This window comes from Roseibium album (assembly GCF_001404515.1).
GTDB classification, from domain to species: domain Bacteria; phylum Pseudomonadota; class Alphaproteobacteria; order Rhizobiales; family Stappiaceae; genus Roseibium; species Roseibium album.
The window spans coordinates 861,632-876,940 of record NZ_CXWE01000001.1 but is presented as its reverse complement, the minus strand read 5'-3'; the positions used below and the strand labels follow the sequence as shown (position 1 = coordinate 876,940).

Genomic DNA, 15,309 nt, shown 5'->3' with positions numbered 1-15,309 from the left:
ACAGACATCCCCTTTGCTCAACTTCCCAGGAAACCCCGCTCGCGCAGATAGGCGATCACTTCCTCGGCAATGTCCTCCGGTTCCCGGTCAACATTTTTCAGGTGAACTTCAGGGGTCTGCGGCGCTTCATAAGGACTGTCGATCCCGGTGAAATTCTTGATCTCACCACGATCCGCCTTCGCATAAAGGCCCTTGGGGTCACGCTGGCGACAGATTTCGATCGGCGTATCGACAAAGACTTCGATGAATTCGCCCTCTCCCATCAGGTCCCTGGCCAGTTGCCGTTCGGACTGGAAGGGAGAAATGAAGGATACCAGGGTGATCAGACCGGCATCGGTGAACAACCTGGCAACCTCGCCAACGCGCCTGATGTTCTCCACGCGATCAGCGTCTGTGAAACCGAGGTCCTTGTTGAGACCGTGGCGCACGTTGTCGCCATCCAGCGTGTATGTGTGCCTGCCGTCAATGTGCAGCTTCTTTTCGACGATCGAGGCTATGGTCGACTTTCCCGAACCGGAGAGGCCGGTGAACCAGAGAACCGCCGGTTTCTGGCCCAGCTTTTCGGATCGGGCACCTTTGTCGACGTCGAGCGCCTGCCAGTGAATGTTGCTTGCCCGACGCAGCGCAAACCAGATCATGCCGGCGCCAACCGTCGCGTTGGACATGCGGTCGATCAGGATAAAGGACCCGGTGGACCGGTTGGCCTCATACGGATCGAACGGAACTGCCGAAGACAGCGCGAAATTGCAGAAGGCAATCTCGTTCAGCTCCAGCGTCTTGCCTGCGACATGCTCGAAGGTGTTGACGTTGATCTTGTGCTTGATCTCGGAGACCGTCGCTGTCACCGTCCGGGTACCGATTTTCAGAAGATACGGGCGGCCCGGCAGCAGCGGCTCGTCGCTCATCCAGATCACGTGTGCAGCAAACTGATCGGCTACATCAGGCCGATGAGCGGTCGTGGACAGAAGATCACCGCGCGAAATGTCGATCTCGTCTTCCAGCGTGATCGTGACCGCTTCGCCTGCGGCAGCCTCCGGAACCTCACCTCCTGCTCCGATTATGTTCTTGACCCTGGACATCTTTGCCGGCCCGGCAACGACAAGTTCATCGCCGACTGATACACGCCCGCTGGCTATCGTGCCGGAATATCCACGGAAGTCGAGATTGGGCCGGTTGACCCACTGCACCGGAAAGCGGAATGGCGCCTCAAGCGCATGCTCGCCGACTTCGACGGTTTCCAGATGCTCCAGCAGCGTTGGGCCGGAATACCAGTCCATATGCTGCCCTCTGGCCGTGACGTTGTCGCCAAACCGGGCGGACATCGGGATCGCCTGCAGCGTTTCAAAATCGAAACCATTGGCGAAAACCTCGAACTCCTTGCGAATTTCATCGAAACGGCTTTGAGAATATTCGACGAGGTCGATCTTGTTGATCGCCAGCACAACGTGCCGAATGCCGAGCAGCGAAGCGATGAAAGCGTGCCTGCGGGTCTGCACGAGCAACCCGTTGCGGGCATCGACCAGCAGAACGGCAAGATCCGCCGTTGAAGCCCCTGTCGCCATGTTACGGGTATATTGTTCGTGACCCGGGGTGTCGGCGACGATGAACTTGCGCTTGTCCGTTGCAAAGAAACGGTAAGCAACGTCGATCGTGATGCCCTGCTCGCGCTCGGCTTCAAGACCGTCGACCAGAAGCGCAAGATCGATGTCTTCCCCGACCGTGCCGTGTTTCCTGGAATCGCGCTCAAGCGCGGCCAGCTGGTCTTCGAAGATCAGCTTGGTGTCGAACAGCAGGCGTCCGATAAGCGTCGACTTGCCGTCATCCACGGACCCGCATGTGAGAAAGCGCAGCTGGTCCTTGGTTTCCTGCGCCAGGATATAGTCCGTGACCGCCGTTTCCGCGGCTTCTTTTACATCTGCAGTCATCTCAGAAATATCCTTCCCGCTTTTTCTTTTCCATGGACGCGCTTTCGTCCTTGTCGATCAGGCGGCCCTGCCGCTCCGATGTGCGGGCGATCAACATTTCACGAACGATGGCGGGGAGCGTGTCGGCATCGGATTCAATGGCACCGGTCAGCGGGTAACAGCCGAGCGTGCGGAAACGAACTTTCTTTTCCTGGATGATCTCGCCCGGATTCAGCTTCATCCGGTCATCATCGACCATGATGAGCATGCCGTCTCGTTCCACCACCGGTCGCTTGGCCGCAAGGTAGAGCGGGACCATCGGGATGTTCTCGGTCAGGATGTACTGCCAGATATCGAGCTCGGTCCAGTTGGACAGCGGGAAGGCCCGGATGCTCTCACCCTTGGCAACGCGGGCATTGTAGAGGTTCCAGAGTTCGGGACGCTGGTTTTTCGGGTCCCAGCCATGGCTGGCATTGCGGAATGAAAACATGCGTTCCTTCGCGCGCGACTTTTCTTCATCCCGGCGAGCGCCACCAAATGCGGCATCGAAACCGTATTTGTCGAGTGCCTGTTTCAAGGCTTCCGTTTTCATGATGTGGGTGTGAACGGATGAGCCGTGATCGAACGGATTGATGTTTTTCTGAAGACCTTCAGGGTTGGTGTAGATCAGAAGATCCAGTCCCAGACGTTTGGCGGTATCGTCCCGAAACTGAATCATCTCCCGGAATTTCCAGGTCGTGTCGACATGCAGCAGCGGGAAAGGCGGTTTGGAGGGGTAAAACGCCTTCATTGCAAGGTGCAGCATGACGCCGGAATCCTTGCCGATGGAGTAAAGCATCACCGGATTGGAGAATTCGGCCGCCACTTCCCTGATGATGTGGATGCTTTCCGCTTCCAGACGCTTCAGGTTGCTGAGGCGCTCGGGCGTGATCCCGTGAGATTGCATATTCATGTTCACTTTTCCGTTGTGTCCGGCGAACCGGCCTTATCTGGACCTGTCCTGTCAATATTGTGGCAGCCCGCTAAAGAACGGGAGCAAACCCGGGCAAAAGCTCTCTCGTACTGACGGCAATGAAGTGAGAGTTGCGGAGATCGTCCTTGGTGGCATTTTCCGGCATCGCATAAACGAAATCAGCGCCTGTGTCCGCAAGAACGACGGCCCCGCCCGCTGCGCGCACGACCGCATCTCCCGCCGCAATGTCCCATTGCATGGTCGGAGCCAACCGCGGGTAGAGATCCGCCTTCCCGGCAGCCACCCAGCACAGTTTCAGCGAGGAGCCGACCGAAACAATTTCATTGACTTGCAGCTTGTGCATGAATGCAGCTGTTTCGTCGGACATGTGGGACCGGCTTGCAACAACCGTCAGGTCTGGCCGGGGTGCATTCACCGCGATCGCCTGAACGTCTTCGATGTTATTGGTGTCCTGGACACGACCGGCAAACGCGCCTTGCGCACTTCCCCAGTAGATCTCCCCAAGAACCGGGGCATAAACCACGCCGAACACCGGCACGCCGGCATCTACCAGGGCGATGTTGACGGTGAATTCACCGTTCTTCTTGAGAAATTCCTTGGTGCCGTCCAGCGGGTCCACCAGGAAATAGACATCGCCGACGGCCGGAAGATTGCCTGCTTCGACAGCTTCCTCGGCAACCACCGGAATGTCGGGGAACGCGTCTGCAAGTCCGGCCAGTATGATCTTCTCGGCCGCTGCATCCGCCTTGGTTACAGGAGAACCGTCAGTCTTGCTTTCGACTTCGAACGGCTCGGCATAGATTTTTAAGATCTCCTCGCCAGCACGAATTGCCAACTGGCTCAATAAGGATATCTGGTCTTCAGTCATGAACGCCTCTAGTTCGCCAAAATCTGCCGATCTTGAGCGAGTTGTACCGGATTTGTAAGTCCGTAAGTAAATGGAACGCATGCATCAATTCAAGAAATGGCGTTCCACGATTGTGCCTGAAAAGAAAAAGCTTCGAACAATCGGCCCTCTGATGAAGGCTATTGTTCCGCACTCCGGGTCACAAACCTGCGAAGCGGGGAATACGACTGTTCTTGAATTCGAATGCCTCCTGCAGTTCGCAAAACACGGGACCTGGATCAGTTATTCTTCTGCATTGCGAAAGCACGTTTTCGCACCAGTCTAAAATCCGGAAAGGCAATCTGCAACAAATCTCTTCATTAAATTGCAATCAAACATCGAATTTCAACCGTAAATTACTTCAAATTTAGTTATATTTTTACGCTTTTACGTTAATTTCAGAATTTCATTAGTTAATTTTTCGGAGAAAATCAATATAACTCGTTATCTACACATGAAAAATCTAAAATTCGGAAACAGTTAAACGTTTGATGGGATCGATTCATTTATTGGAAACCGCTTTCAACTAGGCTTTAATGACAATAGGTGCCGACAGATTTCCGAGCCTACGCGAGATGACCATGTCGAACGTCAATCCTGCACCGCAGCAGAATGCGGAAGATGAAGAGCTTGAGGATTTCAAGCCACGCGCCCGGCGCGCCCGCGTCTACAAGAAAGGCAAGATGGTCTTTCAGAACGGGTTGAGATCCATACCCTGCGTTGTCCGGAATATTTCCGATGGTGGCGCGATGCTGGAATTCGACCAGCCTTATATCCTGCCCAAGGATTTTGAACTTTATATCGATCTGGAAGACTACGAAGTAACCTGCGAGCGCCGCTGGGAAGCCGGCCTGAATTGCGGCGTCATGTTCACAAGTGAAAGACGCAATGTTCCGCAGCAACGCTACCAGACGCTGAAGCCGTCCGATAACACCTTGCAGGAAGATCACGAAGATGATCTTGAAGAAGATGACGCGCTGGACGCGGAAACTTCCGGCGAGGCGTCACAACGCCAGCATCCACCGGTGAGTGGAAAACCGGCCTTTGGAAAACGGCGCTGACGCGCACGATAATTCACAAGAGGGTGCGAACCTGAGCCGGATTCCGATTCACGGAATGACAAGGTCTTCTTGTTAAAAGAGTCATGTTCCCGGGCATTAAGTGCCCCTGAATGACCGTGAGATGTGAAACGAACATGCCCGACGCAAAACAAGAACCGCTGACGTCAAGCGAAGAGACCGAGAGCGACATCAACGAACGTGCACGTCGTGCCCGTGCCTTGAAACGGGGCAAGCTTCTGTTCAATCGAGGCCTGCGTTCCGTGCCCTGCATCATTCGCAACCTGTCCGATACCGGTGCCAAGCTGGAATTTGAACAGGCCTATCTGCTGCCGCAGGAATTCGACCTGCAGATCGATCTTGAAGATTTCGAGGTGACCTGCGAGCGCCGCTGGGAAGAAGGCCTCAGATGCGGCGTGGAATTCATCAGCGAAAAGCGGCCGGTTGGAAAACTGCGTGCCCAGATCCTGAAATCATCAGACGACGCGCTCACCGAGGAAATCGATGAGCTGAGAGACTCGCCGGACAACTATTTCTCGCGCAAGCGCGTTATGGACGAGAAGAACAAGCCCGAATCCGAGCAGCCCGTCAGAACCGCGCGCCCAGCAGGCGGCAAACCCGGATTCGGCAAACGGCGCTGAGCCGAAACGCTTGTCACGGATGCAGGATCAGGAGACCCGCGGTCCTGCGCTTCCTCCGTCACGCCCGCGGCTCACCGCTCGGCCTGCACACTTCCTGTAGCGCTCGTCCCGGTCAAACGCCGTGGCCAGCGGAATGGTGTTGCCTGCCGATCCGATGCCGACAACCATCGGTATCCCCACATCGATCGGCATCATCCAGCCCCCCGCGATGGAAAGCAGCCCGGTTCCAGGAGAATGTAGCCCACGGTCAATCCAGGCGAGAAAGAAATTCCCGACCGGGACACAGTAGTAGACGTCGCAGGCGCCCTTGCATGATTGGCCTGCAAGAAACGGGGTTGAAGGGTCGAAGATCTGCATGATGACCATCGTCAGCACCAGCCAGCCGCCCAGACGTCAGTGAATACGGCACATAACGGCGAGATACATGCAACCTTCAGGGGTTTCCTCCTCCCAGACTGTCCGTCGCGCCGTCAAACGTGTCCGACACCGGCGCCACCCCGCATGAAGCAACAATGTGAAATACACAGACACCGGAGCCACAATCCCCGGTTACCTTGCAAAGAGCGTGGTCCCGATTTGCCAGCCGAGCCGCATTCTGACATGATCGCGGCGCCGGACCGTATTTTGGTTCGGTTATACCGCATTAAGCAAGAAGCACCCCGGCAACACTGCTGGGGTGTTTCGCGTTTGGGTCGAAGCCTAACTCCGCAGCCCTCTCCCCGACACGCCCTGCTGTTTTTATCATCGACACAATGGAGTTCCCCCGGTTTGATGGACGTTTACACGCTATCAGATATCGTTTGCCACGATCCTTGCGCCGGGAACCGGAGCACAGACCATTCAGGTGAGCAATGATGACGGTTGGTCCAATATTCACGTGTCGGTTTTTGAGATTGACGGAATGGACAACATTGTCGTCGGTGGCGAGATCGAGGCATCCAACCCGCTAAGCCTGTCACCAGCGATCACAACGGGACAGATCAACACGCTCGTCTTCTATGCGGCCAACCGTTACGACGGCACCGAAGACCCGTTGTCATGGGAGGGTGGCACAGCGCTCTTGAGCGAACCGACCGGTGCGGGAGGCGCGTCTACTTCCTTGTGGGCCGCCATGGCCTTCGAACAGGCTGCGTCGACCGGCAACTACTCGCGGACTGTGTCCTGGCTGTCTCAGCACGGCGCGGCAACGTCCTGTGCGGTTGAGATCCGGGCGGCGTGACCAGGTCAGCGACTGGCGGCCAGGCTAGGGCGTGACTGCTCCGGCCAGTCGGCTGAGCGGTAACCTTCCAGGTAAGCGGGCAAGAGCCGGACGGTTGCGCTATAGGCTTTCATTTATCTTTATCTTCTCGCCATGCGAGCCATCGTTTATTTACGTCGCTCGGTATGAATACTCTTTCTGGCCAGTGCTGTGGTCTGTCTAGACGCCTCGGCAACTTCGTGCTGCCATCGCCATACGCTGAATTGATTTGAAGCTGTGTGACAAAGTCATTGACACTGAGATCTGCGAACACCAGAAGCGCACCCGAGAAACTGCCGCCGGAGGTATCAGCCCCACTCAGGTCCGCCCCACTTAGGTCCGCCCCACTCAGGTTCGCCCAATACAGGTCCGCCCCACTCAGGTCCGCCCCACTCAGGTTCGCCCCACTCAGGTTCGCCAATCTCAGGTCCGCCCCTTCCATAGTCGCCCTACTCAGATCAGCGCCCTGTATGTTTGCATGGAAAAGGTCAAGGCCCGGCAGAAATGCTTCCTTGAGGTTTGCCTTGCTCAGTTTTGCGTTAGGAAAATCATTGGCACGCAGCTTGGACAGGAGGTTTTTGCGCTGATTGCGAAACGCAGTCTCGGCTGCATCGACCCAATCCGCGTCCTTGTGCTCGGCTTTTTCTAAGTCCTTTCGCCGAACACCGCTGTATTTCACCTTGAATTCTTCCAGGGCTTCCTCGTAAGGCAGCCAGTCTTTGGGGCGCTCGACGATATCGGCACGATAGAGGTGTGTAGGATAAAAATTGTCCGCATCACCAAGAACGAATTGTTCCGTCTGAATGCCACCGGTTGACTTCTCCCAACCTTCAATCAGCAGAACCCCGGAAAATATCGCCCAGACCAGGGCCAAAGGCTTTATTTGGCCTGCCCAAAATGCTCTATCGGAATTTTCCTGTCCGGTTCGAAGGATCCGATGCCAGAGAAGATGACTGATGCTACCGCCAAGAACGGAGAGCGCCACCATTGCCCCGGTCCATGCCGTCAACCAGCCATCATGCGGTGGAAAGCTTCGAAACCAAAACAACAAGAGAACAAGGGGTGCAGCCGCCCACAAAAACGAGAATGACACCAGCCGCGTCAGCCAGCGAAACGGCCGTTTTGGTGCCCCAGGTTTCAGAAAAATCGCTGCATCGGATATCAGCCACGGAAACACAAGATCATCCAGCCAGACACCCCTGGCCGGTTGCGCGTCAATCGTCGCCAGTGCCCGCCACAACTTTATGAGATACAGGTGCAGATAGGTGTAGAGACCCAGCACGATCAACGGACCGGCATAGAAGAACGACTTGATTGGCACCGACACGCTGATCACTGGCAGCACCAATGCAGAGTCATAGGTGAAATAGTCTTGGTCACGCACCCCAGCGACAGTAATTGCGGAAAAGAGAAGCACCGCGATCAGCGAAAGCCAGGTGCCTCGCGCATTTTTCGACACCGCGTCGATGTGAGCGAGTTTTGCATCAAGTTCCTTCGGTAGCTCGGCTCCCGGTTCAACCGCTTGCACCTCTGCCATCGGTACAATCCCACGCTGAAAAATCAAAAATATAGTCTAGGTTTGTGGGCATAAACATAGCGGGAACTTCCCAGGACCTACAACCCACGGATCTTGATGGAATTCGCGACACTGTTTTCCTGCCTGCAATGCCTCCAAGAAAACTACTGGCCCAGGCCACCGCTCATGTAACCTCGTCCCCCCCGCTCTGCAGAGGCAATCTCAGTCACAAACTAGGTGCCAAGTGAAGTTGCGCGTTTGGCCAAATGAAGTTGCGCGCCACATTTCGGCAGGCACGGCATATCCGCACATGTCACTGGAGACACGCGAATTCATCGTTGAATATGCTGGGAAAAACTGGCTGGGGTGGCTGGATTCGAACCAGCGCATGCCGGTACCAAAAACCGGTGCCTTACCGCTTGGCTACACCCCAAGGCCGTGGAGACGCTATATAGCGAGGTCATTTCAGAAGCGCAAGCCTTCCCTAACCCAATCTTTCCGGCAGCCACAGGAGTTTTCCCCAGGTCCGGCAAGCGGGGCCGACAAAGTAATCCGTCAGCTCATTTATGCGCCGTGCTCCGGCCGGAGTTCAAACAGGCCGCGGAACGTGCGTTAGGGCTAACCAGCTGGCATTGCAGGCGATTTTAAAAAAGTGATGTGCGGACCGGCAAATCTCTTGCGGGATCAGATGAGCTTTGCTAAATGACCCTCCACGCAGCGAGGGCTTGCCCCGCTGTTCCCGATGGGTTTAGCTGAAGCCCTGCAAATGTCGGAGTGTAGCGCAGCCTGGTAGCGCACCTCGTTCGGGACGAGGGGGTCGGAGGTTCGAATCCTCTCACTCCGACCATTTTTTTTCTCTTGCATTGAATTGCTTCCAGGGCGTTTTTCGCACCGGTGAGCTTTGTGCTGAGTTCTCGATGTTTTCAGGCCCATGATTGGATCATCGGTTCAGCTTCAAGGCAGCTGATTTGCTCTTCTTAAATCAAAGCCGGAGCCAATGAGTTCTGCGGAAGAACCAGAGAAATCATGGACAGGGGCTACTTTTGGTTGTTCAATTTGGCCTGCACCTTCGTAAAGGTGTTCAACATCCAGAGAAACTCGGGAATGGCGCATGTATCGATTTTTTGAGGCAGTGTTTTTCCGAAACGCGAAGCGCATTGCCATTCTGACAGCGATCTTGTTTGTCGTGCCTTCTCCGGGAACCGCAAACGAAAAACGTCCCAGTCTTCCCCCTTTTACCAAGGCTGATGTCCCCCCCGCTCCTGATTATTCCAAGAAGACGAGCTGGCTCGCAAAACCCGAGGATCCCGATCAGTTCGACATAGATATTTTGTGGCTATATCCCACGGTTCTGACGGGTGACAGCGCCTGGTTGATGAACATTTCCCGCAAAGACCTTGTCGCGAGCGCGGAATTGAGCATCAAAACCGAAGCCCGGGTTTTCTCCGGGCAGGCCAACCTCTATGCCCCCCTTTACCGGCAAATGAATCTGGCCGGGTTCTACCTGTCCGAGCCAGATAGGGACGCTATTGTCGAGTATGGTGTCCATGATGTCCGGCAAGCTTTTGAACACTACATGCAGCACTACAACAAGGGACGACCGTTTATTCTGGCGGCCCACAGCCAGGGATCCTACCTGCTGACCCAGTTGCTGGTGGAGTATTGGGGCAAAATCGGGATAGAAGACCAGTTGATAGCCGGTTACGTGGTGGGCTGGTCCATCACTGATGAAGATCTTCGTGACAATCCGAGTATCGAAATATGCGATGCTGCCCACCAGACCGGCTGCTTCGTCAGTTATAACTCGGTCGCGCCCGGCAAACAGAAAGACTCACCAGTCATTTTTCCCGGCGCCATCGTCGTCAATCCTCTCACCTGGACGCGGGAGGATACGCTGGCACCTGCTTCACGCAACCGAGGCTCTGTGTTCATTGAAAAGAACGGGACCTACCAGATCCTGCCTGGATTTGCCTCCGCCCGAATCGCCAATGGCGGCCTTGAAGTTGTCGCCGAAGATCCGGACAGGCTCAATTCCAAGTTTTTCCCGGAAGGGGTCTATCACAGCTACGACTATCCCCTATTTGCCGAAAACATCTCCATGAACGCAGCGCAGCGGATCCAAGCCTATCTTTCGTCTGGAAAGTAGGGCTGACAAGGCCCAGGCAGACGGTTGCTCCCTGGCCTCTACAAAGACCGTGGTTTTCCGGTCAGTTTTTGCTAGAATTTCCGGTAAATCAGTTAGAATCAGCGGGGCCAGAGGCATATGAGCGGGTCAGTTGTCACCATTGCCTCGTTAAAAGGCGGCAGCGGCAAAACCACTCTGGCCACTTGTCTCGCCGTCCATTGGCATCTGAAGGGCCTGAACCCGCTTCTTGTCGATGCAGATCCCCAACGGTCCACCAGCCGCCTTGTGGAACGCGATCAGGCGCTTGGCGGGGTCAACGTACTTGAACAGGCCGACAAGGATGTCTGGAACACGATCAAGCAGCAACGTTCATCCCACAGTATCACGATCGTCGACACGCCCGGTTTCGACAGCGACATCACCATCGCGGCACTTGCAATCGCTGACATCGTTCTGATCCCTGTCAAAGCCTCACCTTTGGATGTGGATCGTATGATGGATACAGTTCGAACCCTGATGAGCGGGGTCAAGGGCTGGGCACCGACTTTCCGCTGCGTTTTGACACAGACCGTTAAAGGCAGCGTCATTTCACGCCATGTCCGCAGTGAGCTTGAGGACGGCGGATTTCCCTTGCTGACAAGCGAAATGCACAATCGCGTCGCCTACGCAGAAGCAGGTCTTTTCGGCGCAACGCCCAGTCTGATCGCGCCGGAAGGTCCCGCAGCGCGGGATATTGCGCACATTGCGGATGAAGCTGACGCGCTCATATCGACAAAAAAGGCGCTCAGCGCATGAGCAAGAAACTGCCCAGAACCTCGCAAAGGACGCTCGACGATTTGCGCAAAGCTGCAAATTCCGCGCTCCATGCCGAGGAAACGGCCCAGCGGCGGATCACACCTGAAAGTTTCCTTGAACCGGAGGAAGCAGAGCCAGCTCAAGATCAGGAGCCGCTCAGCGGAAAACCGGAAAAGACAGGACCTGACCAGAAGGCTGTTCGTTCCCAAGACAAGGACGCCCGCGCCGTTGCTGTTCATGCTCGACAGGAAAGTCGCGGTAACCGCCCAGACAGAGAAAGTTTCCGGAGGTCGTCGGCCAACCTGATTGTTGAGCGGCACGCCAATTTCGCGGCCATCGCAAGTCTTGTGCCCATGCCATGGGTAGACCTTGCAGCAATTGCTGTGGTGGTCGATCGCATGCTGCGTAAACTGGCCCGCCTCTTTGGCGCTCCCCTCGAGCGTTACAGGAGCAAACGGCTAGCCACAGCAATGTTAACCGGAATGGCTGCGCCAGGAATCGCCAGCCTCACGACAGTCGGATTGTTGCGTATGGCACCGGGACCCAATATTTTGGGAATGGCAATCACGTCAGTTTCAGCAACGATTTTGATCCGGATCGTAGGGGAAGTTTACATCTCGCACTTGTCGTCACCGGACGCACAGATTGGAGCTGTAGAACCCGACCCGGTTCCTTGTTGAAACCGATCAACCAGGGAATTCACCCTGGGTTTTTCCGATGTTTACTTGAGCAACCCACATATAAAGGTCGATTTGCTGCGGTAACCCTTTCCATTTATCATCATAAAGAGTACCGTTTCGTCCGAGCGATATGCCGTTCAGAAATACAGGCCACCTTCATTCCAGCCGGACGATGGGGAAACTCTTCGGCCAAAGCTGATTTCAGGAGATTTCTATGGCGAGCAAGAGTACCGCAAGCGAATCGGAAGAACCCGAAGTCGCGGAGACTGACGTTGAAGACCTTCAGGAAGATCAGGAGTTTGATGTCACCCGGGATTTGACGGCTGACAATCTAATAAAGGACTACGTGATCGCCTCTGTCGCGGCGAGTATTGTTCCAGTCGCCTTCTTTGACATCGCTGCTGTTGTCGCCATTCAGCTTCGCATGATCCAGAAGCTCTCCCGTCTCTATGAAAAGCCGTTTTCTGAAAAGCTGGGCCGCAAGGTGGTTTACGCTTTGGCCGGTGGTGTACTCGGGTATGGGGCCGGATACGTTGTTGCGGCAAGCGCGACCAAAATTATCCCCGGCATTGGCTGGATGGTTGGCATGGTCTCCCTGCCTGTCGTTGCCGGCGGCGCGACATATGCGGTTGGCCGGTCCATCGTCAAGCACTATGAAGAGGGCGGCACCCTCATGGACTTCGACGCCAGCAAGATGCGGGATTTCTACAAGGAGCAGTTCGAAAGAGGCAAGGATCTGGCCCGTAGGGCGAAAGACAAAGTCAAGCCGGAATCTGAAGCTTCCGAGGAAGCAGCGTCCTGACCACGAACTGACGACTTACAAGTTTGCGACAAGCCGCCTTGATAATTCAGGGCGGCTTGTTTGTTTGGCGTGTTCAACCGGTCAAAGCCTGAAGATCAGATAATACGGCGGCCCTTTCGCTTCCGGACAGCCAAGGGACTCTTTGCACGCTCTGCGGCAAGCAGCACGAGAATGCCGACGACCGGACTGAAGACGAATGCGATCAGGAAGTTTCCCACAAAACCAAAACGCGTATCACGGCCCAATATCCCGATTATCCAAGCAGCAACCACCCAAATCAGAAAAATCCATGGATTGATGAATATGGTCATTGGCGTTTCGTCTCCTTGGCGGATGAAGCCGGTTTTCCATCGTCCTCGCCGGACTGAGTGTCTGTTGCGTCACCGGTTCCGGTATCTGAATTCCGAATGTTAAGCGGCACCTGGAACTTTGCCACGGTGTGGAACTCTTCGCCATTGTGCCGAACGACAAATACCTGAGTATCGGTGATGGCGCCCTTGCGATCAAATACCAATGGTCCGGTCACGCCCACAAACTGCTCCTTGTAGCGTGCGACCTTCAGTGTATCCGAGATCTTCTGTGCATCCAACGTATCGGCGCGCTTGACCGCGTTCCGAAGGAGAGTGACGGCGTCATAACCCAGCGCTGCGTTCAAATCCGGCAGATGCCCATATCGCGTCTGATATTCCTCGATGAATGTCTGCCCCGTCTTCGAAAGACTGTCCCGGTCGTAAAGGGACACGCCAATGGTGTCCTTCATGTCTTCCTTGCCAACTTTACGCTCAATTGTTGCGGAAAAGATGTACTCCATCCCCAGAATCGGCAAATCCAGCCCAAGGAAGCGCGCCCGCTTGATGAAGTTTGCAGTTTCGTCGACAGATGATGAAACGATGAAAATTGCATCGAAATCAGTGCGTTTGAAAAGTTCATTGTCGAGGACGAACATCAGAAGCTCGTCGGTTGACCGCTGTGTTCCCGACAAAAACCCCCGATAGACAATATTGGCTCCAGCGTTTGTCATTGCCTCGGTGAAGAAGTTTGCACATTCTTTGCCATAGTCGCTCTTGTCAGAAAAAACGAGGATTCGCTCCAGGCCATTGGACAGGGCGTAACTGGCAATCACATCGGCGTTGGTTGCATTGTTCGGCTGAAGTGCAAAGACCGTTTCAAAGCCATGATTGGTCAGCGATGTCGCGGTCGCGTGGGTCGCCAGATAAAGAATTTCATTGCGTGAGTAGATCGAGCTTGCGGTTATAGCTGTATCTGACCATTCGTGGCCGATGACACCAATCAGGTCTTTTTTCTGGGCAATCCGATCGGACAGGCTCATTGTTGTCTGAACGACTGTTTCCAACGCGGTCTTGGTTGTAACGCCTCTTTCCATGGCAAGCTGCAGTACCAATTCTTCTCCCAGAACCTGCTCCTTGCTCGCATTGATTTCATCGACCCCCATCTGTGCGCCATTGATGAAGCTCTGTTCCTCCCGGTCTTCGGCATAAACGGCAACGACGCGGTACCCTTTGAAGTCGTCCTGCCAAAGACCTGCAATTCCGGGGAACCACTCCTTTAGAATGCGGGGCTGGGGGGTCATCATGCCGATGCCTGCAACGAGTACGGCCATAAACGCAACAACACCGGTGACAATCAGAAAGCCTTTGAACCAAGGCCGCCCCGCCGGTTCGTTTGTATCCGTTTCGTCGCCGCGCTCCACCATCGGATCTATCGGTCACTGCCCAGAATCAGCGGTAAACCATCCTTGCCGGAACCGATGACAACTGTCTTGGAATTCGGAGACGACGCCAGATCCTTGGTTGCCTGAACCCCTTGCCAACGCAGCAGATCCTCCGTCAGGCTTTGTTTGACAATGTTCTGGTATTTCTTGATGCCTTCTGCCTCGATAACCTTGCGTTCCGCTTCCTTCTGCTCGATCTGAAGGCGATAGGTGTAAGCCTTTTCCTGTTCAGACAGGGTCAGTTTGTTTTCGATGGCCAACCGCACAGCCGCCGGCAGTTCGACGTTCCGAACGAGAACATCATCGACGATAACATAACGGTCTTCGACACTCGTCAGACTTCGAATTACGACTGTTTCAAGAAATCCGCGTTTGGATGTGTAGACCTGTTCAGGCGTGTACTGGCCGACTGATCGGCGCAGGACGGCTTCGGTTTCCGGGAATACGATTTTTTCCAGATAGTCCGGGCCAACAGTTACGTGCAACAAAGGCAAAAGACGTACATCAGGCTGATAGCGCACTGCGATTTGCAGATCGACCGGAAGACCGTCTCTGGTCAACATCGTGTAATTGCGCTCTTTGGTCTGCAGCCGGACATTGTAGATGTTCATCTTGTTCCACGGCCAGATGATATGAAGTCCCTCACCGTAGATCCGCGACAATTCCGTGCCGGAAAGCCAGCGATACAGAACGCCAGCCTCACCGGACTGCACCGTGATGACAATCCTGTTCCACAAAACCCCGAGACCAATGCCGCAAGCCAGCAACAAAATCAGAAGGTAAAGCTGAAGACGCCGCCGACGGTCACTTCTTAGCTCTTCTTCGTAGTCATCATATTCATCTTCGTAAGCCATACGGCTTGCTCACCCCACGCGAGACTGCGAGAAACTGGACTATACGAACAAGCTGCCCGGCTTTCCAGTGAAGAAGCATCTTGTCCAGCGGCGATTGTAAAGCCTT

Annotated in this window: 15 protein-coding genes and 2 tRNA genes; 8 read left to right on the top strand and 9 right to left on the bottom strand. The window is 54.9% G+C overall.

Annotated elements, in window-relative coordinates:
* Positions 1–17: 17 nt before the first annotated feature.
* The 3 genes from cysN to cysQ all read right to left on the bottom strand — a co-directional run bounded on the left by cysN (position 18) and on the right by cysQ (position 3,745).
* Complete coding sequence (gene cysN, locus LA5095_RS03835; RefSeq protein ID WP_104702968.1) at positions 18–1,925, bottom strand: sulfate adenylyltransferase subunit CysN; 1,908 nt, start codon at positions 1,923–1,925, stop codon at positions 18–20.
* Between the two features lies 1 nt (position 1,926).
* On the bottom strand, positions 1,927–2,856 hold the full coding sequence (gene cysD / locus LA5095_RS03830; protein WP_055112063.1) for a sulfate adenylyltransferase subunit CysD: 930 nt from the start codon (positions 2,854–2,856) through the stop codon (positions 1,927–1,929).
* A gap of 70 nt (positions 2,857–2,926) precedes the next feature.
* Positions 2,927–3,745: a 3'(2'),5'-bisphosphate nucleotidase CysQ gene (gene cysQ, locus LA5095_RS03825; RefSeq protein ID WP_055112061.1), complete on the bottom strand. Its 819-nt coding sequence runs from the start codon at positions 3,743–3,745 to the stop codon at positions 2,927–2,929.
* Between the two features lie 599 nt (positions 3,746–4,344).
* Here cysQ and LA5095_RS03815 point away from each other — a divergent pair.
* Both LA5095_RS03815 and LA5095_RS03810 read left to right on the top strand, forming a co-directional pair.
* Entirely contained in the window at positions 4,345–4,824 is a 480-nt protein-coding gene (locus LA5095_RS03815; RefSeq protein ID WP_144436079.1) for a PilZ domain-containing protein, read from the top strand.
* Between the two features lie 134 nt (positions 4,825–4,958).
* Entirely contained in the window at positions 4,959–5,462 is a 504-nt protein-coding gene (locus LA5095_RS03810) for a PilZ domain-containing protein (protein ID WP_055112747.1), read from the top strand.
* Between the two features lie 27 nt (positions 5,463–5,489).
* Here the strand turns inward: LA5095_RS03810 and LA5095_RS03805 are convergent, their stop codons facing one another.
* A complete protein-coding gene (locus LA5095_RS03805) occupies positions 5,490–5,837 on the bottom strand; it encodes a hypothetical protein (RefSeq protein ID WP_144436080.1) in 348 nt (115 codons plus the stop codon).
* Positions 5,838–6,306: 469 nt separating this feature from the next.
* Between LA5095_RS03805 and LA5095_RS03800 the strand changes: the two genes are divergently transcribed.
* Complete coding sequence (locus LA5095_RS03800) at positions 6,307–6,681, top strand: hypothetical protein (RefSeq protein ID WP_055112053.1); 375 nt, start codon at positions 6,307–6,309, stop codon at positions 6,679–6,681.
* Between the two features lie 109 nt (positions 6,682–6,790).
* Here LA5095_RS03800 and LA5095_RS33015 read toward each other — a convergent pair whose 3' ends face one another.
* Complete coding sequence (locus LA5095_RS33015) at positions 6,791–8,236, bottom strand: pentapeptide repeat-containing protein (RefSeq protein ID WP_055112051.1); 1,446 nt, start codon at positions 8,234–8,236, stop codon at positions 6,791–6,793.
* A 337-nt stretch (positions 8,237–8,573) separates the two neighbouring features.
* Positions 8,574–8,648 (bottom strand) — tRNA-Gln (locus LA5095_RS03790).
* A 337-nt stretch (positions 8,649–8,985) separates the two neighbouring features.
* Here LA5095_RS03790 and LA5095_RS03785 point away from each other — a divergent pair.
* From LA5095_RS03785 to LA5095_RS03765, 5 genes are all read left to right on the top strand, one after another.
* Positions 8,986–9,062, top strand: a tRNA-Pro gene (locus tag LA5095_RS03785).
* A 264-nt stretch (positions 9,063–9,326) separates the two neighbouring features.
* The gene (locus LA5095_RS03780; protein ID WP_055112049.1) at positions 9,327–10,361 is read left to right on the top strand and encodes a DUF3089 domain-containing protein; all 1,035 of its coding nucleotides are present in this window, start codon (positions 9,327–9,329) and stop codon (positions 10,359–10,361) included.
* 117 nt (positions 10,362–10,478) lie between these two features.
* The gene (locus LA5095_RS03775; protein ID WP_055112047.1) at positions 10,479–11,135 is read left to right on the top strand and encodes a nucleotide-binding protein; all 657 of its coding nucleotides are present in this window, start codon (positions 10,479–10,481) and stop codon (positions 11,133–11,135) included.
* Positions 11,132–11,815, top strand: a complete 684-nt coding sequence (locus tag LA5095_RS03770) for a YcjF family protein (RefSeq protein WP_055112045.1) — start codon at positions 11,132–11,134, stop codon at positions 11,813–11,815. The genes LA5095_RS03775 and LA5095_RS03770 overlap by 4 nt, the downstream gene beginning before the upstream one ends.
* A gap of 214 nt (positions 11,816–12,029) precedes the next feature.
* A complete protein-coding gene (locus LA5095_RS03765) occupies positions 12,030–12,617 on the top strand; it encodes a YcjF family protein (protein WP_055112043.1) in 588 nt (195 codons plus the stop codon).
* 95 nt (positions 12,618–12,712) lie between these two features.
* Here the strand turns inward: LA5095_RS03765 and LA5095_RS03760 are convergent, their stop codons facing one another.
* The 3 genes from LA5095_RS03760 to LA5095_RS03750 are packed head-to-tail and all read right to left on the bottom strand — an operon-like array spanning position 12,713 to position 15,203.
* Positions 12,713–12,928 (bottom strand): hypothetical protein, encoded by a 216-nt coding sequence (locus tag LA5095_RS03760; protein WP_055112040.1) that lies wholly within the window; start codon positions 12,926–12,928, stop codon positions 12,713–12,715.
* Complete coding sequence (locus LA5095_RS03755) at positions 12,925–14,331, bottom strand: ABC transporter substrate-binding protein (protein ID WP_055112038.1); 1,407 nt, start codon at positions 14,329–14,331, stop codon at positions 12,925–12,927. The genes LA5095_RS03760 and LA5095_RS03755 overlap by 4 nt, the downstream gene beginning before the upstream one ends.
* A gap of 5 nt (positions 14,332–14,336) precedes the next feature.
* Positions 14,337–15,203, bottom strand: a complete 867-nt coding sequence (locus LA5095_RS03750) for a prohibitin family protein (protein ID WP_055112036.1) — start codon at positions 15,201–15,203, stop codon at positions 14,337–14,339.
* Positions 15,204–15,309: the final 106 nt, after the last annotated feature.

Excerpts from the sequence above, each read along its gene's own strand:
- cysN (WP_104702968.1), bottom strand. The coding sequence starts at position 1,925 with ATGACTGCAGATGTAAAAGAAGCCGCGGAAACGGCGGTCACGGACTAT.
- cysD (WP_055112063.1), bottom strand. The coding sequence starts at position 2,856 with ATGAATATGCAATCTCACGGGATCACGCCCGAGCGCCTCAGCAACCTG.
- cysQ (WP_055112061.1), bottom strand. The coding sequence starts at position 3,745 with ATGACTGAAGACCAGATATCCTTATTGAGCCAGTTGGCAATTCGTGCT.
- LA5095_RS03815 (WP_144436079.1), top strand. The coding sequence starts at position 4,345 with ATGTCGAACGTCAATCCTGCACCGCAGCAGAATGCGGAAGATGAAGAG.
- LA5095_RS03810 (WP_055112747.1), top strand. The coding sequence starts at position 4,959 with ATGCCCGACGCAAAACAAGAACCGCTGACGTCAAGCGAAGAGACCGAG.
- LA5095_RS33015 (WP_055112051.1), bottom strand. The coding sequence starts at position 8,236 with ATGGCAGAGGTGCAAGCGGTTGAACCGGGAGCCGAGCTACCGAAGGAA.
- LA5095_RS03780 (WP_055112049.1), top strand. The coding sequence starts at position 9,327 with ATGTATCGATTTTTTGAGGCAGTGTTTTTCCGAAACGCGAAGCGCATT.
- LA5095_RS03775 (WP_055112047.1), top strand. The coding sequence starts at position 10,479 with ATGAGCGGGTCAGTTGTCACCATTGCCTCGTTAAAAGGCGGCAGCGGC.
- LA5095_RS03770 (WP_055112045.1), top strand. The coding sequence starts at position 11,132 with ATGAGCAAGAAACTGCCCAGAACCTCGCAAAGGACGCTCGACGATTTG.
- LA5095_RS03765 (WP_055112043.1), top strand. The coding sequence starts at position 12,030 with ATGGCGAGCAAGAGTACCGCAAGCGAATCGGAAGAACCCGAAGTCGCG.
- LA5095_RS03760 (WP_055112040.1), bottom strand. The coding sequence starts at position 12,928 with ATGACCATATTCATCAATCCATGGATTTTTCTGATTTGGGTGGTTGCT.
- LA5095_RS03755 (WP_055112038.1), bottom strand. The coding sequence starts at position 14,331 with ATGGTGGAGCGCGGCGACGAAACGGATACAAACGAACCGGCGGGGCGG.
- LA5095_RS03750 (WP_055112036.1), bottom strand. The coding sequence starts at position 15,203 with ATGGCTTACGAAGATGAATATGATGACTACGAAGAAGAGCTAAGAAGT.